The organism is Variovorax davisae, assembly GCF_030316845.1.
Classification (GTDB): domain Bacteria; phylum Pseudomonadota; class Gammaproteobacteria; order Burkholderiales; family Burkholderiaceae_C; genus Variovorax; species Variovorax davisae.
Map to the genome: position 1 here is coordinate 35,787 of NZ_JASZYS010000015.1, position 13,382 is coordinate 49,168.

14 protein-coding genes are annotated in these 13,382 nt (G+C 68.6%); 5 read left to right on the forward strand and 9 right to left on the reverse strand.

Features of this window, described 5'->3' with window-relative positions:
* Position 1: 1 nt before the first annotated feature.
* Positions 2–481: a cyclic pyranopterin monophosphate synthase MoaC gene (gene moaC, locus QTI33_RS27830; protein WP_286509652.1), complete on the reverse strand. Its 480-nt coding sequence runs from the start codon at positions 479–481 to the stop codon at positions 2–4.
* Between the two features lie 55 nt (positions 482–536).
* On the opposite strand from moaC, the gene QTI33_RS27835 reads away from it, so the two are divergent.
* Positions 537–2,117 carry a M48 family metalloprotease gene (locus QTI33_RS27835; protein WP_286509653.1) on the forward strand — a complete coding sequence of 527 codons (1,581 nt, stop codon included), beginning with the start codon at positions 537–539 and terminating at the stop codon, positions 2,115–2,117.
* 21 nt (positions 2,118–2,138) lie between these two features.
* Here the strand turns inward: QTI33_RS27835 and QTI33_RS27840 are convergent, their stop codons facing one another.
* The 3 genes from QTI33_RS27840 to QTI33_RS27850 are packed head-to-tail and all read right to left on the reverse strand — an operon-like array spanning position 2,139 to position 3,772.
* Positions 2,139–2,495 carry a phage holin family protein gene (locus tag QTI33_RS27840; RefSeq protein ID WP_286509654.1) on the reverse strand — a complete coding sequence of 119 codons (357 nt, stop codon included), beginning with the start codon at positions 2,493–2,495 and terminating at the stop codon, positions 2,139–2,141.
* A gap of 18 nt (positions 2,496–2,513) precedes the next feature.
* Entirely contained in the window at positions 2,514–2,978 is a 465-nt protein-coding gene (locus QTI33_RS27845) for a hypothetical protein (protein ID WP_286509655.1), read from the reverse strand.
* Positions 2,979–3,034: 56 nt separating this feature from the next.
* The gene (locus QTI33_RS27850; RefSeq protein WP_286509656.1) at positions 3,035–3,772 is read right to left on the reverse strand and encodes a TerC family protein; all 738 of its coding nucleotides are present in this window, start codon (positions 3,770–3,772) and stop codon (positions 3,035–3,037) included.
* Positions 3,773–4,188: 416 nt separating this feature from the next.
* On the opposite strand from QTI33_RS27850, the gene QTI33_RS27855 reads away from it, so the two are divergent.
* Complete coding sequence (locus QTI33_RS27855) at positions 4,189–4,647, forward strand: DUF3717 domain-containing protein (protein WP_286509657.1); 459 nt, start codon at positions 4,189–4,191, stop codon at positions 4,645–4,647.
* Between the two features lie 10 nt (positions 4,648–4,657).
* Positions 4,658–4,957: a DUF2007 domain-containing protein gene (locus QTI33_RS27860; RefSeq protein WP_286509658.1), complete on the forward strand. Its 300-nt coding sequence runs from the start codon at positions 4,658–4,660 to the stop codon at positions 4,955–4,957.
* On the opposite strand, the gene QTI33_RS27865 is transcribed toward QTI33_RS27860, so the two are convergent.
* Complete coding sequence (locus tag QTI33_RS27865; protein ID WP_286509659.1) at positions 4,954–5,514, reverse strand: YaeQ family protein; 561 nt, start codon at positions 5,512–5,514, stop codon at positions 4,954–4,956. The genes QTI33_RS27860 and QTI33_RS27865 overlap by 4 nt on opposite strands.
* Positions 5,514–6,893, reverse strand: a complete 1,380-nt coding sequence (gene purB, locus QTI33_RS27870; RefSeq protein WP_286509660.1) for an adenylosuccinate lyase — start codon at positions 6,891–6,893, stop codon at positions 5,514–5,516. The genes QTI33_RS27865 and purB overlap by 1 nt, the downstream gene beginning before the upstream one ends.
* A 122-nt stretch (positions 6,894–7,015) precedes the next feature.
* On the opposite strand from purB, the gene QTI33_RS27875 reads away from it, so the two are divergent.
* A complete protein-coding gene (locus QTI33_RS27875) occupies positions 7,016–7,627 on the forward strand; it encodes a glutathione S-transferase N-terminal domain-containing protein (protein WP_286509661.1) in 612 nt (203 codons plus the stop codon).
* Positions 7,628–7,994: 367 nt separating this feature from the next.
* Here QTI33_RS27875 and QTI33_RS27880 read toward each other — a convergent pair whose 3' ends face one another.
* Positions 7,995–8,618 (reverse strand): glutathione peroxidase, encoded by a 624-nt coding sequence (locus tag QTI33_RS27880; RefSeq protein ID WP_286509806.1) that lies wholly within the window; start codon positions 8,616–8,618, stop codon positions 7,995–7,997.
* Between the two features lie 128 nt (positions 8,619–8,746).
* On the opposite strand from QTI33_RS27880, the gene QTI33_RS27885 reads away from it, so the two are divergent.
* Positions 8,747–9,604 (forward strand): ferritin family protein, encoded by an 858-nt coding sequence (locus QTI33_RS27885; protein WP_286509662.1) that lies wholly within the window; start codon positions 8,747–8,749, stop codon positions 9,602–9,604.
* Positions 9,605–9,606: 2 nt separating this feature from the next.
* Here QTI33_RS27885 and QTI33_RS27890 read toward each other — a convergent pair whose 3' ends face one another.
* Both QTI33_RS27890 and glnE read right to left on the reverse strand, forming a co-directional pair.
* A complete protein-coding gene (locus QTI33_RS27890) occupies positions 9,607–10,599 on the reverse strand; it encodes a septal ring lytic transglycosylase RlpA family protein (protein WP_286509664.1) in 993 nt (330 codons plus the stop codon).
* Positions 10,592–13,375, reverse strand: coding sequence for a bifunctional [glutamate--ammonia ligase]-adenylyl-L-tyrosine phosphorylase/[glutamate--ammonia-ligase] adenylyltransferase (gene glnE / locus QTI33_RS27895; RefSeq protein ID WP_286509665.1), 2,784 nt, complete (start codon positions 13,373–13,375; stop codon positions 10,592–10,594). Before glnE ends, QTI33_RS27890 begins: the two co-directional genes overlap by 8 nt.
* Positions 13,376–13,382 lie beyond the last annotated feature (7 nt).

The window sequence follows — 13,382 nt, forward strand, 5'->3', positions numbered from 1 at the left end:
CTCAGCCCGCCACCCAGCTCCCCGATTTGCCCCCGTGCTTCTCCAGCACGTGGACGTCGTTGATGCGCATCCCGCGGTCGACCGCCTTGCACATGTCGTAGATGGTCAAGAGCGCCACCTGCACGGCGGTCAGGGCCTCCATCTCGACCCCGGTCGGCCCCACGGTCTCGACGGTCGCGGTGCAGGCCACCTGCGGCGTGCCGCCGTCGGCCACCGCGAAGGCCACCGCCACCCGGGTCAGCGCCAGCGGGTGGCACAGCGGGATCAGGTCGCTGGTCTTCTTGGCCGCCTGGATGCCGGCGATGCGCGCGATGCCGAGCACGTCGCCCTTCTTGGCGGTGCCCGATTCGATCAGCGCCAGGGTCGAGGGCATCATCTCGATGCGCCCGGTCGCCACGGCCACGCGGTGGGTCGCGGGCTTGGCCGCCACGTCGACCATGTGCGCCTGGCCCTGGGCATCGAAATGGGTGAGAGAACTCATTGTGTGAACGTTCCGAGGAGTGCAGCATCATACGAGCCCGAGCCATGGACGAGGAATGCCGCGCTTGACTCCCACCGACCGATCCCTTCCCCCCGCAGCGCCGCGCGCCAGGCGCCTGCTGCGCGGCCTGTGCGCCGGCCTGCTGATGGCCGCCCAGGTCGCGCTGCCGCTGCGCGCCCAGGCCCAGCTGCTGCCCGGCATGGGCGATGGCGGCGAGATGACCGCCGCCGCCGAACGGCACCTGGGCGACCAGATCGCCCGCGAGCTCTACCGCGACCCGGACTACCTCGACGACCCGGTGCTGGTCGAGTACGTGCAGGACGTCTGGCAGCGCCTGCTGGCGGCGGCGCGCGTGCGCGGCGAGCTCACGCCCGAACTCGACGAGCGCTTCGCCTGGACCATCCTGCTGGGCCGCGATCGCACCATCAACGCCTTCGCGTTGCCGGGCGGCTACCTCGGGCTCAACCTGGGGCTGCTGGCGGTGGTCGGCAGCCGGGACGAGCTGGCCACCGTGCTCGGCCACGAGCTGTCGCACGTCACGCAGCGCCATATCGCGCGCATCATGGCCAAGCAGAGCCAGCAGCTGCCGCTGATGCTGGCGGCCCTGGTCCTGGGGGTGATCGCGGCCAGCAAGAGCCGCAACGGCGATGCCGGCCAGGCGATGATCATGGGCAGCCAGGCGGCCTTCATGCAGAACCAGCTGAGCTTCTCGCGCGACATGGAGCGCGAGGCCGATCGCGTCGGCTTCGGCGTCATGACCCAGGCCGGCTACGCGCCGCAGGGCGCGGCAGCGATGTTCGAGAAGCTGCAATACGCCGCCCGGCTCAACGACAACGGCTCCTACCCGTACCTGCGCAGCCACCCGCTCAACAGCGAGCGGATCGCCGACATGCAGGGCCGGTTCCAGTTCAGGCCCGGCAACGCGGCCGCGCTGCCGCTGCTCATGGACCACGCGATGATCACGGCCCGCGCCCGGGTCTTCACGCGCCCCGGCGTCGACGTGCTGCGGCAATGGGTCGATGCGGCCGGGGCCGGCGAGTTCGCGCGCAGTTCGCCGGCGCAGCAGGCCGGCACGCTCTACGCGGCCGCGCTCTCGGCCAATGAGCTGCGCGATTTCAAGGCGGCCCGCGCCTTGGTCCAGCGGCTGATCGCGCGCACGGCCGGCGATGCGCCTTCGGCGCGGCTGGCGCGCCTGCTCTCGGCCGAGATCGAACTCGCCGCGGGCGCGCCGCAGGCCGCTGCGGCGCTGCTCGATCCGAAAGCCAAGGATCGCCCCGAAATGCTGCTCGCGGCGCAGGCCGCGGTCGCCACCCACAGCCCGGCGCCGATGATTCCGCCGTTGCGCGACTGGGTCGCGACCCATCCGCGCGACGCCACGGTCTGGCGCATGCTGGCCAACCTGTATGGCGCCAACAACGAACCGGTCAGCGCGATCCGCGCCGACGCCGAGTCCAACGTCGCCACGCTCGACCTCGCGGCCGCGCGCGACCGCTTCAAGGCGGCGCAGGACCTTGTCCGCAAGCCGGGCTCGGTGCCGATCGACCACTACGAGGCGTCGATCATCGACACCCGCGCCCGCGCAGTCGACGCGCTCCTGCGGGAGCAGGCCGCCGAGGAAAAGCGGCCGCCGAGGTAGCGGCCGCACAGTGCGCGGGTTTCAGGCCTGCTTCGCGAACAGTCCGCCGAGCGCGGATTCGATCACCACGCCGAGCAACGAATAGATCAGCGAGCCGACCAGCGCCGCGAAGAAGCTGTTGACGTGGAAGCCCGACAGCAGGCCCGACGCCGCCCAGAAGAGCAGGGCGTTGATGACGAACAGGAACAGGCCCAGCGTGACGATCGTGACCGGCAAGGTCAGCACCACCAGCACCGGCCGCACGAACATGTTGAGCAGCCCGATCACGGCCGCCGCCAGCAGGGCCGAGGTGAAGGTGCTGACCTGGACCCCGCTGTAGAGATAGGCCACCGCCAGCAGCGCCAGCGCGCTGAGCAGCCACTTGATGAGAAGCCGCATCCGGACGAGGCGGTCCGGCTATTCGGAGAGCTCGTTGGCCAGCACCAGCAGCGCGCCCATGCCCACCATCGCGCCGGGCAGCGCCCAGCCCGAGTGGCCGGCCGGCGCGACGTCGGGTGCCACGGGTTCGAGGTCGACCCCGAGCTTCGGCCGGCGGGCATCGACCACCCGCGCGGCGCCGTGCTCGAGCTTCAGGCGTTGCGTCAGCTCGGTCAGTGGCCCCTTGGCCAGCACGGGTATCACCGCATGGCCGCCCACCGTCAGCACGGGCAGCAGCTGCTCCTGCACCTTGGCGAACCATTTCGCGCGCCAGTTTTCGCGGGCGCTGTGGCTGACCCACTTGCTGATGCGGTGGGTCATGCGCGGCGCGCACGCCACGAGCACCCATTCGCTCACCTCGGCGCTGCCGGCCTCGGCGCGGGGCCGGGCGAGGAATTCGCGCGCGTAGGCCGCGTCGTCCACGTACAGAATGACCTTTTCCATGGTTGCTCCTTCTTGGCTTGGTTGGAGTGGGAGAGACATCGACGGAAGAAATCGCTTCAGGCGGCGACGGTGTCGGCCGGCTTCGGGCGGCGCGCGGCCACCCACTTGCCGATCATCAGCACCAGCAGCGCACCGATGACGCCGGCCGCGTAGCGCACCACGTCGCTCTGCGGCAGCTTGGGCACCCAGGTCCAGGCGGCCGGATTGGCCACCGACGGATCGGACACCGCCATGGTGCCGGCGATCCAGCCGAGCAGCATGCCGCCCAAGGTGATGATCAGCGGGAAGCGGTCCATCAGCTTGATGACCAGTTGGCTGCCCCAGACGATGATCGGGATGCTCACGAGCAGGCCGAAGATGACGAGCGGCATCTGGTGGCCTTCGCCGGCGCCCTGCGCGGCGCCTGCGATCGCGATCACGTTGTCGACGCTCATCACGAGGTCGGCCACGATCACGGTCTTGACCGCGGCCCAGAGCTTGTCGCTGGCGGCGATGTTGCCGTGCGCGTCGTCATGCTCGGGCGCCAGCAGTTTGACACCGATCCATAGCAGCAGGATGGCACCGGCCAGCTTCAGGAATGGAATCGCCAGCAGCGTGAGCGCGAAGAAGATCAGGACCACGCGCAGCACGATGGCGCCCGCGGTGCCCCACAGGATGCCCTTGGTGCGCTGGGCCGGCGGCAGCTTGCGGCAGGCCAGTGCGATCACGACCGCGTTGTCGCCACCCAGCAGGATGTCGATCATGATGATCTGGCCGACGGCGACCCAGAACTCGGGGGTTAGAAATTGCTCCATGAAGTCCTCTCTGTTTTCGTTTCACTGCCGCTCGCGTGGATCGGTGGAGGCGTTGACTGGAGAGAACGGAGTCCCGGGAATCTGCAACGCTTCGATCAAACCCGCGAGGGCTCACATCGAAGGTCTTGCATAGCAGCACGCGGCTGCCCGACAGGCCGGAAGTGTTTTGCTTCGTATTGACGACCTGGCGAACCCACTCCCTCGGGAGCAAGTGGGAGCTACTCCCCTTCGTGAGCGGAATTAGAGCATCGAGGGCGGGGTGTTGCAACCGGACTAGTCCGAGTTTTCAAAAAGAAAGAGCCCGGATGCCCCGTGAATCGAGCAAGTGATGCTATTGATTTGATAGCATTCAATTCCTTCAACGAGTGCGGGCCATTGCCCGGACTATGATTCGCGCTCGCTTTTTTCGTCTGTCCATGGCCGCCATTCACATCACCGACATCGAGGCCGCCATCAACTACTGGCGCGAGAGAAAACCCTCGCCCGACGGCATCACGCTGGCGCCCGAGCTGCGTGCGCTGGCCGAGGTCTATGCGCTGATGGTGTTCCACCACGAGGACGAGGTCGACGAGGTCGGCTTTCCCGCCAAGGCCTGGGCGGCCTGGCTGGCCTGGTACCAGACCACGCCCGACACCCCCTGCATCGCGATCTGCTCCACCAGCCAGGGCGACGACCAGTGCAAGGGCTGCGGGCGCAGCTTCGACGAGGTCCAGCACTGGCCCGCGATGACGCCGGCCGAGAAGCGCTCGACCTGGCGCCGCATCACGATGCAGGACACCGCCTGGCGCTTCAACAAGTACGCCGAGCGCGCCCGCGAGGCCAGCCAGGTCCGGGCCGATGCGGCGGCGGTGCCGCCGCCCGATCCCGTGGGCTGAAGAGACGCCGATGCGCCGCCTCGCCCAAGCCCCCAACCTGGCGCTCGCCACGCTGTGGGTGCAGATGCTGCGCGACGACGGCGTCGACGCCTCGGTGCAGCGCGAGTACCTGGGCGCTGCCGCCGGGCAATTGCCGCCCGACCAGTGCCTGCCGGAAATTTGGATCGAGGACGAGGCCCAGTTCGAGCTCGCCGAGCGGCTGCTGCATGCGCTCAGGCACCGTCCGCAGCGCCGCTGGGAATGCCGCTGCGGCGAACTGGTCGAGGGCGGCTTCGACCAATGCTGGCGCTGCGGCGCCCCGATGCCCTAGCGCAGCCGCACCGGTTCGATGTCGATGCTGCGGCTGCCGTCGCCCAGCATCAGCGTGCCTTCCTGGATCGTGGCCTGCAGCTGCATCGAGCGCTGGGCCAGCGCCGCCAGCGACTGCGAGGCTGCCGTCGGCACCCGGAACACCTGCAGGTTCTGCGGCCGGGTCAGCTTGTTCTCGATGCCGCGCCACCAGATCTCGGCCGCGTGGTTGAAGCAGTAGACGATCACGGCATCGGCCTTGCCGCAGGCCTTGATGACCGGCTTGTCCTCGGGCTGGCCGACTTCGATCCAGAGCTTCACCTGGCCGGTGAAATCCCGCAGCCAGACATCGGGTTCGTCCGGGTTCGACAGGCCGGCGCCGAAGGCCAGCGTGCCGTCGCCGTTGCAGGCGTCCTGCAGCTGGTGGGCGTTGAGCGCCAGCGCGACCAGCCGGATCATCATCCGCTCGTCGGTCTCGCTGGGGTGGCGCGCCAGGGTCAGCGCGTGGTCGGCGTAGTAGTTGTGGTCGATGTCGGCGACCGCGAGACTGGCCTTGAAGATGGTGGATTTGAGCGCCATCAGGCCCGCCGGGCCAGTTCGGCTGCTTTTCCGATGTAGCTGGCTGGCGTCATGGCAAGCAGCCGGTCCTTTTCCTCTTGCGGGATTTCCAGCGAGCGGATCAGCCCGTGCAGCGCCTCGGCCGTCACCGTCTTGCCGCGCGTGACTTCCTTCAGCTGCTCGTAGGCGCCCTGCACGCCGAAGCGGCGCATCACGGTCTGGATCGGCTCGGCCAGCACTTCCCAGGAACTGTCGAGGTCCTGGGCCAGCGCCTCCTCGTTGAGCTCGAGCTTGCCCAGCCCCGTCGCCAGGCTGGCGTAGGCCAGGGCGGCGTAGCCGAAGGCGACGCCGATGTTGCGCAGGACCGTGCTGTCGGTCAGGTCACGCTGCCAGCGGCTGATCGGCAGCTTCTCGCTCAGGTGGCGCAGCAGCGCGTTGGCCAGGCCCAGGTTGCCCTCGGCGTTCTCGAAATCGATCGGGTTGACCTTGTGCGGCATCGTCGACGAGCCGATCTCGCCCGGCTTCAGCCGCTGCTTGAAATAGCCCAGGCTCACGTAGCCCCAGATGTCGCGCGAGAAGTCGACCAGGATGGTGTTGGCGCGCGCTACGGCATCGAACAGCTCCGCCATGTAGTCATGCGGCTCGATCTGGATGCTGTAGGGCTGGAAGCTCAGGCCCAGGCCGAGCGGGGCGGGCGTCTCGACCACCTTGCGGCTGAAGCCTTCCCAGTCGAAATCGGGCCAGGCGGCCATGTGGGCGTTGTAGTTGCCGACCGCGCCGTTCATCTTGCCCAGCAGCTGCACGCCGGCGATCTGCGCCCGCGCCTTGGCCAGGCGCACCGCGACGTTCGCGAGTTCCTTGCCGACCGTGGTCGGACTCGCGGTCTGGCCATGGGTGCGCGACAGCATCGACACGCCGGCGAACTTGCCGGCCATCTCGCGCAAGGTGGCGATCAGGCCGTCGATGGCCGGCAGCATGACCTTTTCGCGTGCGGCCTGGATCTGCAGCGCGTGGCTGGTGTTGTTGATGTCCTCGCTGGTGCAGGCGAAGTGGACGAACTCCGAGGCGGCCAGCAACTCCGGCCGGGCCTCGAACTTGGACTTGATCCAGTACTCGACCGCCTTCACGTCGTGGTTGGTGGTCTTTTCGATCTGCTTGATCGCGACTGCGTCGGCTTCGGAGAAGTTGGACACCAGGCCGAGCAGGTACTTGCGGGCGCCGCCCGTGAGGGGCTTGAATTCGGCGAAGCCGCAGTCCGAGAGGGCGATGAACCAGGCCACCTCGACCTGCACGCGCCGGTGCATGTAGCCCTGTTCGCTCATCAGCGGACGCAGCGCCGAGAGCTTGGCCGCATAACGGCCGTCGAGGGGGGAAAGGGCGGAGACGGTGGAGAAACTCATGGGCCAATTTTAGGTTGCGGCACGGCCGAAGCAATTTCGCCGGGCTTCGCGCGCCGATCCGTGGCGCGCATTCCCCTAGAATCAAAGCGCTACAACGATGACCCAGATGGGGGAGTGCCTGCATGAAACTGATCGGATCCGCTGCCAGCCCGTACGTGCGCAAGGTGCGCGTGGTCATGGCCGAGAAGCGGCTCGATTACCAGTTCGTGATCGAAGACGTCTGGTCCGCCGACACCACGATCTCGAGTTCCAACCCGCTCGGCAAGGTGCCCTGCCTGATCATGGACGGCAGCGAGGCGATGTTCGACTCGCGGGTGATCGTCGAATACCTCGACACCCTGTCGCCGGTCGGCAAGCTGATCCCGCAGCAGAGCCGCGAGCGCGCCGAGGTCAAGACCTGGGAGGCGCTCGCCGACGGCGTGATGGACGCCGGCCTGCTGCTGCGCATGGAAGCCACCTGGGTCCATCGCGCCGACAGCGAACGCAGCCAGGCCTGGATGGACCGCCAGCGCGGCAAGATCAACAATGGCATCGCCGCCATGGCCAAGGGCCTGGCCGACAAGCCCTTTTGCAGCGGCATCCACCTCAGCCTGTCCGACATCGCCGTCGGCTGCGTCCTGGGCTGGCTCGACTACCGCTTCCCCGAGATCGACTGGCGCGCCGACCACGCCAACCTGGCCAAGCTGTTCGACAAGCTCATGCTGCGCCCCAGCTTCGCTGAAACAAAGCCCTGAACCCCAGCGGCCCAATGAAAAAGCCCCGCAAGCGGGGCTTTTTCATTTCCGAGGCCGGCGCAGCCAGGCCCGTTCGTGAAACACCGTGGAACCGGCTTTGCCGGGCCACTGGTGTTGCCCCCGGCAGGGGGTGGGCGTCCGGACACGAAGTGCCGGACAACCTGGGGGCGAGATAAAGATGTTACGAGGCGCCCCGACGCGAAGGAGGGAGGGAGGGAGGAGGAGAAGAATCGCCTCGGGATTTCAACCTGGCGGCAAGCGCCCGGAAGACCTCGCAACATGAAAACCGACCGGACCTTTCGTGCCCGGAAACGGTATGAGCGCGGACCGGCGAGCCGGTTCCCTGGCGACACGTAAGCGTTTGTGACTAGTTCCAATTTGTAGCAGATTGCTGGGGCGCGGCCGCCAGCGGCGCGGCGCCCAACTGCTTCTCGATCTCCCGCACGAAGGCGCGGTCGTCCGGTGCCGTCATGCTGGAGTAGGCGTCCACCACCTTGCCGTCGCGGCCGATCAGGTACTTGTAGAAATTCCATTTCGGCGTCGTGCCGGAGCGCTGCGCCAGCTGCTTGAAAAGCGGGCTGGCATCGGGCCCGCGCACCGCCGATTTGGCGAACATCGGAAATTTGACGCCGAAGGTGCTTTCGCAGAAGTCGGCGATTTCCTTGTTCGAGCCGGCTTCCTGGGCGAAATCGTTCGACGGGAAACCCAGCACCACCAGCCCTCGCGACCGGTATTTGCTGTCCAGGGCCTCCAGCCCCTTGTATTGGGGCGTGAAGCCGCAGAAGCTCGCGGTGTTGACCACCAGCACGACCTTGCCCGCGTACTGGCACAGGGACTGCGGCTTTTCGTCCTGGAGCCGCGGGAACGTGTGTTGGAGGATGGCCGGGCAGCCGGGCGCGGCGGTCTGGGCGCTGGCTCCGGTTGGCAGCAGGCCGGCCGCCAGCACGACGGCCGGGAAAAATGGCACTAACGAGCCGAGGGGTATTCGCATGGCGGTTTTCCCGAGTGAAAAGCAGCGCGAATTGGCAAAGTTGCGGCGCGCCAACCGACATCATCGCGCGCTTGTCACAGGCACGATAAGCCCGCCGACTAAAATCCGTCGGCTTAAGAAAGACATTGATGCTTTATCCGGAACTCTTCAGACAACTCGAATCTGTCCGCTGGGACATGGACAAGGATATTCCTTGGCAGTCTTTCGACGCAAGCCGGCTCACCGAGGAGCAGGCCCAGACCATCAAGATGAACGCGATCACCGAGTGGGCGGCGCTGCCGGCCACCGAGATGTTCCTGCGCGACAACCGGCATGACAGCGACTTTTCCGCCTTCATGTCGATCTGGTTCTTCGAGGAGCAGAAGCACTCGCTGGTGCTGATGGAATACCTCAAGCGCTTCAGCCCCCAGCATGCGCCGACCGAGCAGGAACTGCACGACGTGCGCTTCGATTTCGATCCGGCGCCGCCGCTCGAGACCCTGATGCTGCATTTCTGCGGCGAGATCCGGCTGAACCACTGGTATCGCCGTGCCGCCGAGTGGCACACCGAGCCGGTCATCAAGCACATCTACACCACGCTGAGTCAGGACGAGGCGCGCCACGGCGGCGCCTACCTGCGCTACATGAAGCGCGCGATGGAAAAATTCGGCGACGAGGCCCGTTCGGCCTTCACCAAGGTCGGCGTGCTGATGGCCAGCGCCCGCCGCACGGCGCAGGCGCTGCATCCCACCAACCTGCACGTCAACAAGGCGCTGTTCCCGAACGACACCATCCAGAGCCGCGTGCCCGATCCCGACTGGCTCGAGCACTGGCTCGACAAGCAGATCAAGTTCGATGCCGTCTGGGAGAACAAGGTCGGCGAGCGCATCCTGCACAACCTGAGCCTGCTGATGAACCGCAGCTTCAAGACGGTCCAGGAACTGAACCGCTATCGCAAGGAGCTGTCGGCTTCCCTCGGCCCCAAGCCCGAATACCAGGGCGCCTGACGTCAGCGGCGCTCGACGATCACCGGCGCCAGCTGCAGGCCGTTGCGCACCTGCTCGGCCGTGTCGCGGGCGATGTCCCGCGAGGCATAGGGGCCTGACTGCAGGCGGTGGGTGCCGTTCTCGCTGAACACATTGAGGGTGCCGGCCAGCGGCGGCATCTCGCGCGCCACCTGCTGCTGAAAACGCTGGGCGCCTTCGCGCTGGCTGAAGGCGCCGAGCTGGACCCAGAAGCCCGGCCCGGCGGCCGCGGCCGCACGCGGCGCTGGCGTGGCCGGCTGGACCGGGGCTGCCGCCAGCGGCGTCATCGGCGGCAGCGCTGCCACTTCCATGGCGTCGTAGCGCGAGGTGGCGACCACCGGCGCCGTGAGCGCCGCGGGCACCGCGACACCGTCTGGAGCGGCCGCCGGCGGGGCCTGCTGCGCCAGCACCGGGGCGTCGCCGCGGCGCCAGGCCCCGGTGCGGATGTCTTCATTGGTGAGGCGCTCGATCTCCACCGGCGCCACCCCGCGCAGCAGGTCGAGCTTGAGGGCCGCGGTGTAGCTCAGGTCGATGACCCGGTCGTCGTGGAAGGGGCCGCGGTCGTTCACGCGGACGATCACCTCGCGGCCGTTCGCCGGGTTGCGCACCCGCGCATAGCTCGGCAGCGGCAAGGTCTTGTGGGCCGCCGTCATCGCATACATGTCGTACGGCTCGCCGCTGGCGGTCGACTGGGCGTGGAACTTGCGCCCGTACCAGGAGGCCAGGCCGGTTTCGCGGAACGCCCGGTCGTCGGTGATCGGCACGTAGGAGCGGCCGAGCACCGTGTAGGGCTTGCTGGTGCCGCCGCTGCCGCGGATCGGCTCGACCCGGGGCTCGGCATCGGGCACCTGGCCCAGGCCCGAAGGCGGATTGGCATCGGCGCCGTCGCGGCCGCCGCGCGGGCCGCTGGCGCAGCCCGCGAGCAGCACCAGCGTCGCCGCCGCGAGCCACCCGACGACCGACCGCTGGCTAGCCAAAGACCGCCTTCCAGAGCGCCAGCATGGCCTCGCGTTCGGCCGCCAGGGTGCCCGCCGGCACCTGGGTCGGCTCCTCGTTGAGGCGGGCCCGGTGCTGCACGCGGCGCAGTTCGCGGTAGGCCGCCGCGGCGGCCTCGCCCACCCCTGCGGGCAGCAGGCCGGCCGCTTCGGCGCGCTGGAGCAGCGCGATGTTGCCGACGTTGGGCACCAGCTCGGGATGCGCCTTGGCCTCGGACAGCACCAGGAACTGCACCGCGAACTCGGCGTCGACCATGCCGCCCGTGCTGTGCTTGACGTCGAACAGCTCGGCCCTGACCGGCCGTGCGCTGCGCACCTTCTCGCGCATCGCGACGATTTCGGCCTTGAGGGCCTCGCGGTCGCGCGGCGCCGTGATCACGGCCTCGCGGATTCGGTCGAAACGCTCGCCCAGCGCCGGCTCGCCCAGCACGCAGCGCGCCCGCGTCATGGCCTGGTGCTCCCAGGTCCAGGCGGTGTTGCTGCCGCGGCCCAGCTGGTACTTCTCGTAGGCGTCGAAGCTGGTGGTCAGCAGGCCCGAGTTGCCGTTCGGGCGCAGCGCGGTGTCGATCTCGAACAGGTCGCCTTCGCGGGTCTTGACGGTGAGCCAGTTGATCAGCTTGCGCACGTAGGCGGCATACACCTCGCCGGCGCGTTCGTCCTCGTCGTCGTAGACGAAGACGATGTCGAGGTCGCTGCCGTAGCCGAGCTCCTTGCCGCCGAGCTTGCCGTAGCCGATGATCGCGAAGTGCGGCTGGTCGCGGTGCGGATTGCGCACCTGGGGCCAGCACCAGCGCGCGGTCACGCGCAGCACCGCGTCGGCCAGGGCGCTCAGGTCGTCGGCCACCTGCTCGACCGTGATGCGGCCGTCGACGTCGCGCGCCAGCGTGCGGAACAGCTCCGCATGGTGGGCGTGGCGCAGGAGGTTCAGCAGCCGCTCCTCGTCGGCCTCGCCGGTCTGCGTCAGCGAGCGATGGCGGTCTTCGAGCTCGCGTTCGAAGTCGGCGGCGACGAAGCGCCCCGACAGCATGGCGCTGCTGGCCAGTTCGTCGATCACGCCGGGGTGCTTCATCAGGTAGCTGGCGGGCCATTTGGCCGAGCCGAGCAGGCGCAGCAGCCGTTCCTGCACCGCGGGCCGCTCGACCAGCAGCGCGATGTAGCTGTCGCGGCGCAGCAGCGGCTCGATCCAGTCGGCCCAGCGCAGCGCGGCATCGACATGGCGGCTGATCTGGCCCTGGGCACCGCTGTCGGGCTCGCGCAGCCACAGGGCGGTGCGCTGCACCAGCTGACGCAGGCGGGCGCGGGTGTCGTCGCGCAGCGCCAGCACCCGCGGGTTCTCGTTCCAGGCCTGGATGCGGGCGGCGAACGCTGCCGGCAGCGATTCGAGCAGGTCGCTCATGTCGAGCGGCGCGGGGGCCGAGCTGCCGCCCTTGCAGCCGCTGCAGGGCTTCTTGCCGCCCAGCAGCTTGTCGAACTCCTGGGCCACGAACTCGCGGTGGGTGTCGAGCTGGGCCAGGAAGGCACAGCAATCGGGGAAGCCGAGCGTGAGCGCGATCCAGTGCAGGTCGTCGTCGTTGACCGGCAGCACATGGGTCTGCTGGTCGTCCAGGTACTGGATGCGATGCTCGACCCGGCGCAGGAACTCGTAGGCCGAGGCCAGCGCGTCGGCCGCTTCCTGCGGCATCAGCCCGGCGCGCGCCAGCCGCTGCAGCGCATCGAGCGTCGGCCGGGTCCGCAGCTCGGGGAACTGGCCGCCGCGCACCACCTGCAGCAGCTGCACCGTGAACTCGATCTCGCGGATGCCGCCGCGCGACAGTTTGACGTCGTTGGCGCGCTCGGGCCGCCCGGCGCTGCGGCGCGCCGCCTGTTCGCGGATCTGCCGGTGCAGCGTGCGCAGCGAATCGAAGACGCTGTAGTCGAGGTAGCGGCGGAAGACGAAGGGCAGCACCACGCTGCGCAGCGCCTGGGCCGAGCCGTCGGCCACCACCGCGGCCGGCGCGACCACCCGGCTCTTGAGCCAGGCGAAACGCTCCCATTCGCGGCCCTGGACCTGGAAATACTCCTCCAGCGCGTCGAGCGAGACCACGCTCGGCCCCGAATTGCCGTTCGGCCGCAGGGCCAGGTCGACCCGGAACACGAAGCCGTGTTCGGTGGTGTCGCCGACCAGCGCGTAGATCCGCTTGACCGCCCGGGCGAAGTATTCCTGGTTGGCCAGCCGCGAGCGGCCCTCGGCGTTGCCGGCGGTCTCGCCGTCGTGGTCGTAGAGGTAGATCAGGTCGATGTCGCTCGACACGTTGAGCTCGCGGGCGCCGAGCTTGCCCATGCCGACCACCCAGAGCTGGGCCCGCCGGCCGTCGGCCGCCAGGGGTGCGCCATGGGCTTCGTCGAGTTCGGCGCAGGCCTCGCGGCAGGCGACGTCGAGCGCGAATTCGGCCAGCTGGGTGACCGCGGTGGTGACCACGGCCAGCGGCGCCTGCAGGTCGCAGTCGAGCGTGATCAGCCGTTCCATCACCAGCTGGCGAACGATGCGCAGGGCGTCGGCGACGCTGTCGCCGCGCGCGCGCAGGGCCCGGTACGCGTCGGCCATCTGCGCCCGCAGGGGCTCGCCCGGCGGCAGCAGCGACAGCTCGGCCACGTAGCGCCGGCGCAGGCGCTGGATGAAGCGCGACGATGCCGACAAGGGCGGCGAATCGGATGATGGTGGCGGCCGAAGCGTGGCGCTGTCGGCGGCGGTGGAACCCGGCTGGGAGCTGGCGGTCATAATTCCT

Bases quoted from the DNA above. Each gene is read 5' to 3' on its own strand.
- moaC (WP_286509652.1), bottom strand. From the start codon at position 481: ATGAGTTCTCTCACCCATTTCGATGCCCAGGGCCAGGCGCACATGGTC.
- QTI33_RS27835 (WP_286509653.1), top strand. From the start codon at position 537: ATGCCGCGCTTGACTCCCACCGACCGATCCCTTCCCCCCGCAGCGCCG.
- QTI33_RS27840 (WP_286509654.1), bottom strand. From the start codon at position 2,495: ATGCGGCTTCTCATCAAGTGGCTGCTCAGCGCGCTGGCGCTGCTGGCG.
- QTI33_RS27845 (WP_286509655.1), bottom strand. From the start codon at position 2,978: ATGGAAAAGGTCATTCTGTACGTGGACGACGCGGCCTACGCGCGCGAA.
- QTI33_RS27850 (WP_286509656.1), bottom strand. From the start codon at position 3,772: ATGGAGCAATTTCTAACCCCCGAGTTCTGGGTCGCCGTCGGCCAGATC.
- QTI33_RS27855 (WP_286509657.1), top strand. From the start codon at position 4,189: ATGGCCGCCATTCACATCACCGACATCGAGGCCGCCATCAACTACTGG.
- QTI33_RS27860 (WP_286509658.1), top strand. From the start codon at position 4,658: ATGCGCCGCCTCGCCCAAGCCCCCAACCTGGCGCTCGCCACGCTGTGG.
- QTI33_RS27865 (WP_286509659.1), bottom strand. From the start codon at position 5,514: ATGGCGCTCAAATCCACCATCTTCAAGGCCAGTCTCGCGGTCGCCGAC.
- purB (WP_286509660.1), bottom strand. From the start codon at position 6,893: ATGAGTTTCTCCACCGTCTCCGCCCTTTCCCCCCTCGACGGCCGTTAT.
- QTI33_RS27875 (WP_286509661.1), top strand. From the start codon at position 7,016: ATGAAACTGATCGGATCCGCTGCCAGCCCGTACGTGCGCAAGGTGCGC.
- QTI33_RS27880 (WP_286509806.1), bottom strand. From the start codon at position 8,618: ATGCGAATACCCCTCGGCTCGTTAGTGCCATTTTTCCCGGCCGTCGTG.
- QTI33_RS27885 (WP_286509662.1), top strand. From the start codon at position 8,747: ATGCTTTATCCGGAACTCTTCAGACAACTCGAATCTGTCCGCTGGGAC.
- glnE (WP_286509665.1), bottom strand. From the start codon at position 13,375: ATGACCGCCAGCTCCCAGCCGGGTTCCACCGCCGCCGACAGCGCCACG.